Source organism: Spirosoma sp., from assembly GCF_048594605.1.
Lineage (GTDB): Bacteria > Bacteroidota > Bacteroidia > Cytophagales > Spirosomataceae > Spirosoma.
The window spans coordinates 16826-28264 of the sequence record NZ_JBMDWV010000193.1 but is presented as its reverse complement, the minus strand read 5'-3'; the positions used below and the strand labels follow the sequence as shown (position 1 = coordinate 28264).

Below are 11439 nucleotides of genomic sequence, written 5' to 3'. Positions count from 1 at the left end.
TATTGTTCATCCATTCTCCATTTACAAAGATAGAACAAAAGAAGGAGGTAGGTAGGTTTGTCTTCGGTGTCAACTTTTCGACCTACCTTTGCGTTCTCGTTCTAGAGGATTTTATATTTTCATTCTACATTATTCATTCATAGGTAATGGCTTCACAGTACGATGTTATCGTTGTGGGTAGCGGGCCGGGCGGCTACGTAGCTGCTATCCGGGCGTCGCAGTTAGGTTTGAAAACCGCCGTAGTTGAGCGCGAAAGTCTCGGCGGCATTTGTCTGAACTGGGGCTGTATCCCAACCAAAGCTCTGCTAAAATCGGCACAGGTTTTTGAATATATCAAGCATTCGGCCGACTACGGTATCACTATTTCGGGAGAGTCGAAAGCTGACTTCAGTGCTGTTATCAAGCGAAGCCGGGGCGTTGCCGAAAGCATGAGCAAGGGCGTACAGTTTCTGATGAAGAAGAATAAAATCGATGTCATTTATGGGAACGGTAAGCTGAAGCCAGGTAAAAAAATCGACGTAACGGCCGCTGATGGTAAAGTGACCGAATATGAAGCCAAGCACATCATTATTGCCACAGGAGGCCGCGCTCGCCAATTGCCTAGTGTACCCATCGATGGTAACAAAGTAATTGAATACCGCAAGGCGATGTCGCTCGAAAAGCGCCCTGATTCGCTACTGGTTATTGGTTCTGGTGCCATCGGCGTTGAGTTTGCTTATGTATATGCCAGCATGGGCACTAAAGTAACGATTGTAGAGTTTCTGCCGAACGTAGTGCCGGTTGAGGATGAAGACATCTCGAAAGAACTAGCCAAGCAGTACAAGAAAATCGGTGTTGACATTTATACCAAGTCGGAGGTCACGAAAGTTGATACGTCGGGCAAGGGTTGCAAGGTGTTTGTAAAAACACCCGATGGCGAAAAAACCTTCGATGTTGATGTAGTGCTATCTGCTGCCGGTGTAGTGGCGAATATCGAAAACATCGGACTGGAAGAAACGGGTATAACTGTAGATCGCGGCAAAATCGTTTCGGACGACTATTACCGTACCAACGTTGATGGCTATTATGCTATTGGCGACTGCACAAAAGGCCAGGCTCTTGCACACGTAGCATCTGCTGAAGCAATTATTTGTGTGGAGAAAATCGCTGGATTACCTCACGTAGAACCATTGAATTATAACAACATTCCGGGTTGTACGTACTGTACGCCTGAAATTGCGTCGGTTGGCTATACAGAGAAAGCGGCTCGTGAAGCTGGTTATGAACTGAAAGTCGGCAAATTCCCCTTCTCAGCGTCGGGTAAAGCAAAAGCTGCCGGATCACCGGAAGGATTCGTTAAAGTTATTTTTGACGCTAAATATGGTGAGTTTCTGGGAGCGCACTTTATCGGTAACAACGTAACAGAGATGATCGCCGAAGTGGTAGCAGCTCGTAAGCTGGAGACAACCGGCGAAGAAATTCTGAAGGCAGTTCACCCGCACCCGACCATGTCAGAGGCTATTAAAGATGCAACTGAAGCCGCTTACGGAGAAGCAATTCACTTGTAGTGATTAGAAATGATTAATGGGCGAAATAGGACGATAACGTATCAAGATTGTCCTACTTCGCCCATTAGTTATTTATTAATCAGGTTATTACTTCAGTATTTTCCAACGCATCAGACCCAACTTTGTGAGCATATAGAGCACCGAAGTACGTAGTACACCAAGGCCGTAAATGGAGCTGCGTTTGAAATTAATGGAAGATGCTTCGTCAAAATACTTGGTCGGGCAGGTTACTTCGCCAATTTCGAAACCCTTATAGAAAATCTGGGCAATCATTTCATTATCGAAAATGAAATCGTCGGAGTTGTGCGTGAAGTCCAGACTGCGTAGTACTTCTCCCGAAAAAGCGCGGTAACCTGTGTGATATTCAGAGAGTTTTTGATTCATCAGCAAGTTCTGCGTAAACGTCAAAAACCGGTTAGCTATATATTTGTACATGGGCATCCCGCCTTTCAATGCGCCTTTTCCCAGAATACGGGAAGCAAACACAACAGGATAAAGGTTATTGCCAATGATACTGACCATAGCAGGTACAAGCAAGGGAGTGTACTGGTAGTCGGGGTGAACCATCACAACAATATCTCCACCTAGTTCAAGAGCCTTCGCATAACACGTTTTCTGATTGCCGCCATACCCTTTATTTTTATCATGACGAATTACGTGCCTAATGCCCAGTTGTCGAGCTACTTCAACCGTATTATCCGGACTCGCATCATCCACAAGAATAACTTCATCAACTAAATCGAGCGGAATTTCACGGTAAGTACGTTCCAGAGTCAGTGCTGCCCGGTAGGCTGGCATCACTACAATTACTTTTTTATTATTGAACATGAGGGCAAAATTAAAGAGCCCGGTGATACTATACCAATAATTTTAGCAAGCGTTACAGTTTCCATAGACATATTGGCCGTAGATTTGTTCTTTAATGGGCTATGTTTACCCAATCTTGGCCTTAAGAGGCTGTTTATTTAGCAATTATGTTTTCAAGCGAAACTGTTTTTTTTAGCGCCTTTGCTGCTTTCGTTCTTCTTGTAATGACAGTGGACCTTGGCGTTTTCTCCAGCAAGAAAAGTCACATTGTTCATTTCCGGGAAGCGGCAATCTGGAGTGCTGTTTGGGTTACTTTATCTATCATTTTTTACTTTTTTTTACAAAATTACGGCTATCTCGTACACGGCATCACTACGTTTGACCGTCTGAAAGAAGTCCGCGACCTGTACGCCGAGCATGTTGATATTAATCCCGCCGATTTCTCGGGTAGTTTATCCCGTTTTCAGGCGAACATGGCTTTAGAATACATAACGGGGTATTTGGTTGAGTACTCACTGTCGGCTGATAATATTTTCGTCTTCATCCTGATTTTTAGCTCATTTGGTGTTCAGGAGCGGTATTATAAAAAGATTTTGGTATGGGGGATTCTGGGCGCCATCATTCTTCGATTTGTTTTTATTTTTCTGGGTTCAGCCCTGATTCAGCGCTTCGAGTGGATTATGTATTTGTTTGGAGCTTTTCTGGTCTACACAGGAATTCAGCTCTTCTTCCAGAAAGATGAAGACGAAAAAATAGAACCCTCCAGCCATCCTGTCGTTCGCTTTGCCAGTAAATACCTCAATGTATATCATCGTAACGTAACAGATAATTTCTTCGTACGCCGAAAATCGGATCGAAAACTATTCGTAACTCCTTTATTTCTGATCGTCATTGTTGTAGCGTTTACCGATTTAGTCTTCGCTGTAGATTCAATCCCGGCAATTTTCTCGATTACGAAAGACCCGTATATCGTTTTCTTCTCCAATGTTTTTGCTATTATGGGGCTACGTTCAATGTTTTTCTTCCTCTCCAGTATTATGAGTCAGTTCCGATTCTTGAAGGTTGGCCTGGCTGTTTTGCTGACGTTTATCGGAGGGAAAATGCTGGCCGAGCACTGGTTGGCTGAACAGGGCTTTAAACCTGTTTATTCACTTTACATCATTATCGCTATCCTAAGTATTAGTGTGTTGGCTTCCTGGCTTATACCAGAAAAAAAAGAGGCATAAGTAGATTAATTTAGACGTAGAATCGACCCCCGCATAGGTTTGTTGCCTATGCGGGGTTTTGTATTTATGGTTATTAAATAACTATAACAGCTTTCTCTATAAATTTTCCTAGACAAGATGGGTTCATAATTACTATCCCTATAATTTTGATATTAATAATTAGTCTAAATAACAATGATATCAAATAGATATACTTACTGGAGATACTTAGCGATTACGGCAATACTGTTCGGATTGTTGATGAACATCAATACCTACGCCCAGGCACCGGGCGGAACGATTACCGGAAGGGTTCTGACCAATGCACAACCGTTGGCTAATGTTACTGTACGTTTAAGTAATACGCGCTTAGGGACGATTTCCAACGAACAGGGTGAATTCACGATTATCAACGTACCGGCTGGTACGCACACAGTTGTCGTTAGCCGTGTAGGATATGCCCGTGTGCGGCAGGCTGTGACTGTAGCAGCCAATGAGACAACTCGGTTAGCCGATCTTACTTTACTGGAAACCAGCGAGGCTCTTCAGGAAGTCACGGTAGAAGGCAAAAACTCGTACAAAACCGATATCCCATCGAACAGCCTGCGTATCAAAACGCCACTGATTGAGCTACCGCAGAACGTTCAGGTCGTTAATCGTCAACTCATTGCTGATCAGCAGATTTTTGATATGCTGGAAGGCGTATCACGTAATGTAAGTGGCGTCACTCGCCAGGAACACTGGGACAATTACTCCCGGTTAAATATGCGCGGTTCACGTGTTTCGCCATTCCGTAACGGGATGAACGTAACGTCAACATGGGGACCGCTCACCGAAGATATGTCAATGGTGGAACGTATCGAGTTTGTGAAAGGGCCAGCCGGCTTTATGATGGCCAATGGGGAGCCCAGTGGCTTTTATAACATCGTAACCAAGAAACCGACGGGCATTACGAAAGGGGAGTTTTCAATGTCGACAGGCAGTTTTGATACATATCGGGCTACGCTTGATCTGGATGGGAAACTTAACCAGGACGGTAGCTTATTATATCGCCTGAACGTAATGGGGCAATCCAAAGGATCGTTCCGTGACTTTGAGTACAATAATCGATACACCATTGCGCCGGTGCTTAAATACAAACTGAGCGAACAAACATCCATCACGGCAGAGTATACCTATCAATACTCGCAAATGTCGCCAATGGGCTCTGCTTACGTTTTTGCGGCAAATGGCTTAGCTGTTTTCCCACGTAACGTTTCGCTAACCTCCGCAAACCTTGATCCGACAAATATTCATGATCATAGCTCTTTTCTGATTCTGGAACACCAACTCAGCCCAAACTGGAAATTGACAGGCCAATTGGCTTACTTCAACTATTCGCAGGTTGGTAGTTCGCTTTGGGCGGATTCGGCCCATGTTAATGGCGATATCTATCGCAATACAAGCATCTGGGACGCTGCTAACGAAGGAAAATTTGCACAGATATTCGTGAATGGAGACGTAACGACCGGTCCTGTTGCACATCGCATCCTGGCAGGTCTGGACTTGGGTAGCAAAAAATACGTTGCTGACTGGGGACAATCGTTCGCACTCTATGATGGCAACTTTGTATTTAATGGATACAATCCGAATTACTATCTACCAGCCAATCTTCTACCCCGATTCGATCGATCGGTAAGCTTACGAAATCGCGCAGGCGCCAACGTAATGAGTCAGTCCTATAGCGGTATTTACGTACAGGATGAGTTACGTTTCTGGCAGAATAGAATTCGACTGACGTTAGCCGGTCGTATTACGTCCACTCGTGATAGTCAATACGGCGCAGGAACAAACGAAACGAAATTTACCCCACGGGTAGGCGTTAGCGCTTCATTGAACAAGCAGACTTCTGTGTATGCATTATATGATCAGGCATTTGTACCGCAATCGGGTACCGACCGGTTGGGCAATGCATTTAAACCGATTACAGGTAACAATACGGAAATTGGTTTAAAGAAAGACTGGGCCGATGGCCGTTGGAATTCAACCATCTCGGCTTATCAGATTACGAAGAATAACGTACTGACAAGCGATCCAACTAATCCTAACTTCTCGATTCAGTTGGGCCAAACCCAAACCAGTGGCGTTGAATTCGACGTACGGGGCGAGGTCGTACCAGGTTTGAATCTGGTAGCAAACTATGCATATACGGATTCTAAAATTACGAAAGATACGCGCTCTGAAAACGTAGGGCTACCTGTTCCTGGCTACAGCAAGCATGTTACAAACGCCTGGTTGTCTTATCGTGCACGTCGGGGCGCGGTTCAGGGGCTTGGTATTTCACTTGGTTACCAGTGGCAGCTCGATCGTTATGGCTGGTTTTCGGAGGCAGTTGATAAAAACCCAACCATGCCCAATACATTCCGGCTCGATGGTGCTATATCCTGGCAAAACGCTCGTTTCAACGTAGCACTGAATGTAAACAATATTCTGGATGCTTATCTCTATTCTGGCGCTTATTACTCATGGAGTAAAGCTTATTACTGGCAGGTTGAAGCTCCGCGTAATTTCCGCTTAAGCCTGGGATATAGATTTTAACAACTAGATAGGCCGACGATGACGGTAAAAAAACTAATTGGAAAAATTCACCTTTGGCTCGGACTTTCGTCCGGGCTATTGGTGTTTATAGTAGCTACCACAGGTTGCATTCTGGCATTTGAGCAGGAAATTAAAGGTGTTCTTCGCCCCTATCAGTTTACAGAACCTGTGCCTAATGGTACCTTTCTACCTCCATCGCGCCTGAAAGCTATCGCAGAAAATAAAATTAAGGGTAAACCGGCCAAAGCCGTGATTTACAATGGAATTGGACGTAGCGCCATTGTTCCTTTCTACGGTGCCGCTCCCGATTATTACTATCAGGTCTATCTTAATCCGTATTCAGGAGAGGTACTGAAAATTCAGGATGAAGAAACCGACTTTTTTCACTTCATTCTGCATGGTCATTATTACTTGTGGCTGCCAGAGTCAATTGGTCAGCCGGTAGTCGCATATGGTACGTTGATTTTTACCCTTCTGTTAATCACGGGGTTAGTGCTATGGTGGCCTAAAAACCTGAATAAGACAAATCGCAACAAGAGCTTTTCTATCAAATGGAAAGCGCAGTGGCGTCGGGTTAATTATGACCTGCATAACGTACCGGGTTTCTATGCATTAGTGCTGTCCCTTATTCTGGCTTTGACGGGTTTAGTATTTGGTATTCAATGGTTTGCTGATTCGGTTTATTGGGCAACTACAGGCGGGAAAACGGTCCCTCCATTTCAGCAATCTCTTTCCGACACGACCGCTGCCCGGCGGTTCAGTTCGCCAATTGATGTAATCTGGCAGCAGCTATCGAAGGATAAACCCGAAACGGCGGGAATCTATATTTCCTGCCCTGAAAAAGCATCAGAGACCTTTTTTACATTCATAAATTACAAGCCGGGGACGTATCATAAGCTGGATTATTACACATTCGATCAGCATACGCTGAAATTAATTAAAGACAAAGGGCCTTACTCAGGACCTTATGCTACCGCGGGTTTTGGCGACAAACTCCGGCGTATGAACTACGATATTCACACAGGCGCGATTTTGAGTCTGCCCGGAAAAATTTTGGCTTTTTGCGCTAGTTTAGTTTGCGCTAGTTTGCCCGTAACTGGGTTTCTAATTTGGTGGGGGCGCCGGAAGAAAAAATCGAAAAAAGAAAAATCATATTTACGGCCGTCCGTTCCTAGAAAGAATACGTATCGCCCCGTAAGTAGGGTCAGCTGAATGATTTACTGGATGTACAGGATTTTTTACCTTGCGTAACGTTATTATCCTGTTAATCTTTTAAATCCTGCGAAGTCAGGTTCTGACATTGTGAAAATTCCGGCCCAATCTGTTCTTAAAACTTTCCGTCGACGTTTAACCAATCTTAGCAGTCGGAATCGCTCTCTGTTATTAACCAGCTTACCTTCAGGGCAATTTCTGGATCTACACGAAACGGATTTTTTACTCAATAAGCCATCGTTTAGCATTATTGCTGATCTGATCAGCCGCAAAGCATCCATTACGCTTTGCGAAGTGCTCGACCCTCGGCAGGAACGTAGCAATGAAGTTAGCCGAAAGCTTAAACGTATCAACCGTACCACCCGGTTTATTGAAGAAGAACGGGGTACCGAAGATTTGTATGTTGGCTGGCCGTTTGTGAAAGGCAAGTTTCTTGATGAAACGGTTATTCATGGACCACTTTTGTTTTTTCCTGTACAAATTGAACTCCAGGGGAAGTTCTGGAAACTCACGCGTCGGGGCGATGGACTGGCTTTTCTAAATCCAACACTGGCGTTGGCTTATGGGCAATTCAATCAGGTTAAGGTTACGGACGAAGTAGTTGAAAAATCATTGGATGAGTTTGATCGTGACCCGCTTGTGTTTCGAACTCAATTGTATGAATGGATCAAAAAAACTCCCCTGGAAATTAATTTCAATCAGGATTTATTTACAGATAAGCTTCAGTTTTTCAACAAACAGACGGCAAAAGATCTTGCTCAGCTCGAACGTACTGGTGAGCTAAAATTGTTCTCTGAAGCTGTATTAGGTATTTTCCCACAGGCAGGTTCGTTTTTAGTGCCCGACTACGACCAGCTTTTGGCTGAGGGTGGAGATACGGAAATACTGGATGATGAGCAGTATGCACCTGCCGACTTGCCCCCCCTAATCTCTTCATTTCGGCCCCTGCCCGAAAAATTCATTCATACACCTCTGCCAATGGATGCCTCGCAGGAGGCTGCTCTGCGAGCTGTAAAGGCCGGGCAATCGTTAGTAGTTCAGGGACCGCCCGGGACGGGTAAATCGCAGCTTATTGCCAATCTTATGGCCGACGCGGCCGCGTCGGGAAAGCGTATCCTGCTGGTTTGTCAGAAACGAGCGGCACTTGACGTTGTACAACAGCGGCTCGAGCAAGTTGGTATGACTTCCTTTTTGGCAATGGTCCACGATTTTCAGGACGACAGATCTGCATTGTATTCGCAAATTGCTGATCAGATAAGCCAGGTTGATACGTATCGTCAGCAAAATAACAGCCTGAATGCTGTTCTGCTTGAGCGAGATTTCGACCTTGAAAGTCGGCGTATCGACGAAATACTCGCGGAGCTACAAGCTTTTAAACAAGCCCTTTTCGATACGACCGAATGTGGAGTTTCGGTCAAAGAATTGTACCTGACCAGTGATTTAGAAGAGTATGTACTTTCACTGGATGATGTTTATTCACAATTCCACGTGGCTAATGTGGATAACTTTGTGCGACGCCTTACGGATTACGCTGCTTATCAGCATCGTTTAGGTATAACCCATCCCTGGGCAGAACGTAACAGCTTCGCTTCATTTACAAATACAGATTTAGCAAAAGCTGATCAGGCTATTTCTCAGTGGGCAGCGTTACGAAATTCGACTAACGAGCAAACCGCCGATTTAGTGAAAAAATCGCTCTCGCTGGAGGAGTTGGCCGAATGGCAATCGCATGATTGGGAACTGACCGCGCTGCTTAACTTGCTGGACTCTTCGGATGCTACGTTAATTTGGGCGGTCGTAGAGCAGTTCCGTAAAGAAATCAATCATCCAGCTTTACAGATTGACGAAGCTCGGTTTGAACAAATTGCCAGCACATGGGATGCTACGTTAGCAACACCCGGACCTGAATTATCTCTGCCAACCACTGAGCTGCGCGCTTTTCGGACGTTGTTAGAAGAAGCGCTGACAGCCCGTTCTTCATGGATAAGCTGGAAGTGGTGGCAGCTGACAAACGCTGGAAAAGATCAGTTACAAACCGTCATTTCAGCTAACAACCTCACTTCTACAGAATCGAATCTGCGGCAATTAACGGATAAAGTTGAGAAACGAATTCGTCTTGAAGCGATCCGCCATGAGGCTAACACGTTAATGACGGGTTGTTCGCTTCCTGTAACGCCAGACGGTCTGAGAATGTTACGTCGGGCACGGCATATCGCCGAGCAACTAAGTGACATTAAGCCATTGCAGCAATTGCCAGAATCATGCTGGCAAACCCTGGATCGATTTATCAAAACAGCAGAGTCTTTATTGGCTCTTTCTGCTAATGTAGTACAGCAGCAGAACCGAGTTCACGCTTATCTTACCACCAATCAACTGAGCGATAGTTGGAGTGATGATTCTGTAGTGGCCAGATTTCGTCAGGCACTCCGGCAGGATTTTGATTTAATGCTCGAAGCAGATCGATTGTATGAGTGTTTCTCTGAGACCGAAAAATTAGTTGCTCAGCGATTAAAAAGTCAGGAGCCTGACAATTGGGTCAATATATTTCAAAATAGCCTGCGTCGTGTCTGGCTTGACCATATCGAAGCGCTGCATACTGAGCTACGTAGTGTATCATCGCTTAAGATGGTTCAATGGGAACAAGCCTTACAAGCGAGCATTTTGCGGAAGCAGGAACTCAGTCGTGATATTTTGCTGGTCAAATTGCGCGAACAGACCTATCGGAATCTGACTCTTAACCGTTTGAACAACGTAGTAACATATCGTGATTTACAACATCAGACTACGAAGAAACGGAATATATGGCCGATTCGAAAGTTGATGGAATCATTCGCAGATGAAGTATTTAAGTTGGTTCCTTGCTGGCTTGCTTCTCCAGAATCAGTATCGGCTATGTTTCCGCTACGTAGCGATTTGTTTGATTTGATCATTTTTGATGAAGCATCTCAGTGTTTTGCTGAAAGCGGTATTCCTGCGATAGTTCGGAGCAGACAGGTGGTTGTAACGGGCGACAATCAGCAATTACGCCCGAGCGATCTTTACCGGACTCGTTTAGATGAAAGTGACCAGGATGAGGAACCTGCCATCGCTCTCGAAGTGGAGTCTTTGCTTGAATTAGCTGCGCAACAATTGCCACAAATAGCGCTGACAGAGCATTACCGCAGCCGATCTCTCGATCTAATTACTTTTTCAAACGAACATTTTTACCAGAATAAGCTCTCGTTGCTTCCTGAATTTGATGTTGCAAATCGGCGAGAACCTGCCATCCGATACATTAACGTGAAAGGCGTCTGGCAGCGCAATACGAACCCTATTGAAGCGGAAGCTGTAATTCAACTTCTTGAGCAAATTAAGGTAGAATTACCCGGACGTTCCATTGGCATTGTTACGTTCAATTATCCGCAACAACAGCTTATTCAGGATATGCTGGAAGCTGTTTCAGGAGGAGAAAATGAATCCAGCGAAAAAGAAAATAATCTTCCAATAGGCTTATTTGTGAAGAATATTGAAAATGTTCAGGGCGATGAACGCGACGTAATTATTTTCTCTATGGGTTACGCCCCGGATGAGCGTGGCAAGCTTTCTATGCAGTTTGGAAGTTTGAACGCCCGTGGTGGCGAAAATCGATTAAACGTCGCTGTTACGCGGGCGAGAGAACGTATATACGTAGTTACTAGTTTATGGCCTGAACAATTAACAGTTGCCGATACTGCAAACCAGGGACCGAGGCTATTAAAAGCTTATTTAGGGTATGCGCTGGATGTGGCCAGGGAGCAATTCCGTCCATCCCCGCAGGCACAGCAGCTACTATCATCTGAATCATTACTAAAAAATAAGCTACAGCTTCAACATACTAATTGGCAGGCCGAACTTCCTTTTGCTGACTTGACGATTAAAAATGGAGAAGAGTATCAGTCACTTATTCTTACAGACGATGATGCTTATTTTCAACAAACCGTTAAACAAGCTCATGCTTATCTTCCCATCGCTTTGCAAGCCAGGAAATGGCCATTTCGTCGTATTTGGAGCCGGGAGTTTTGGCGAAAAGTCGAGTAAAAAAGTTTTACTATCTACTAAACAGAAAAGCCTGA

The 11439-nt window shown here is 44.8% G+C and carries 6 protein-coding genes; 5 read left to right on the top strand and 1 reads right to left on the bottom strand.

Going from position 1 to position 11439, the window contains the following annotated elements:
- Window positions 1-146 precede the first annotated feature (146 nt).
- On the top strand, window positions 147-1547 hold the full coding sequence (gene lpdA, locus ACOJS8_RS12295; protein ID WP_420148835.1) for a dihydrolipoyl dehydrogenase: 1401 nt from the start codon (window positions 147-149) through the stop codon (window positions 1545-1547).
- Between the two features lie 87 nt (window positions 1548-1634).
- Here lpdA and ACOJS8_RS12290 read toward each other — a convergent pair whose 3' ends face one another.
- A complete protein-coding gene (locus tag ACOJS8_RS12290; RefSeq protein ID WP_420148834.1) occupies window positions 1635-2375 on the bottom strand; it encodes a glycosyltransferase family 2 protein in 741 nt (246 codons plus the stop codon).
- Between the two features lie 146 nt (window positions 2376-2521).
- Between ACOJS8_RS12290 and ACOJS8_RS12285 the strand changes: the two genes are divergently transcribed.
- The 4 genes from ACOJS8_RS12285 to ACOJS8_RS12270 all read left to right on the top strand — a co-directional run bounded on the left by ACOJS8_RS12285 (window position 2522) and on the right by ACOJS8_RS12270 (window position 11404).
- Window positions 2522-3580: a TerC/Alx family metal homeostasis membrane protein gene (locus ACOJS8_RS12285; protein ID WP_420148833.1), complete on the top strand. Its 1059-nt coding sequence runs from the start codon at window positions 2522-2524 to the stop codon at window positions 3578-3580.
- 240 nt (window positions 3581-3820) lie between these two features.
- Entirely contained in the window at window positions 3821-6136 is a 2316-nt protein-coding gene (locus ACOJS8_RS12280; RefSeq protein ID WP_420148832.1) for a TonB-dependent siderophore receptor, read from the top strand.
- 18 nt (window positions 6137-6154) lie between these two features.
- Window positions 6155-7348 carry a PepSY-associated TM helix domain-containing protein gene (locus ACOJS8_RS12275; RefSeq protein ID WP_420148831.1) on the top strand — a complete coding sequence of 398 codons (1194 nt, stop codon included), beginning with the start codon at window positions 6155-6157 and terminating at the stop codon, window positions 7346-7348.
- A gap of 90 nt (window positions 7349-7438) precedes the next feature.
- A complete protein-coding gene (locus ACOJS8_RS12270) occupies window positions 7439-11404 on the top strand; it encodes an AAA domain-containing protein (protein WP_420148830.1) in 3966 nt (1321 codons plus the stop codon).
- Window positions 11405-11439: the final 35 nt, after the last annotated feature.

Excerpts from the sequence above, each read along its gene's own strand:
- lpdA (WP_420148835.1), top strand. The coding sequence starts at position 147 with ATGGCTTCACAGTACGATGTTATCGTTGTGGGTAGCGGGCCGGGCGGC.
- ACOJS8_RS12290 (WP_420148834.1), bottom strand. The coding sequence starts at position 2,375 with ATGTTCAATAATAAAAAAGTAATTGTAGTGATGCCAGCCTACCGGGCA.
- ACOJS8_RS12285 (WP_420148833.1), top strand. The coding sequence starts at position 2,522 with ATGTTTTCAAGCGAAACTGTTTTTTTTAGCGCCTTTGCTGCTTTCGTT.
- ACOJS8_RS12280 (WP_420148832.1), top strand. The coding sequence starts at position 3,821 with ATGAACATCAATACCTACGCCCAGGCACCGGGCGGAACGATTACCGGA.
- ACOJS8_RS12275 (WP_420148831.1), top strand. The coding sequence starts at position 6,155 with ATGACGGTAAAAAAACTAATTGGAAAAATTCACCTTTGGCTCGGACTT.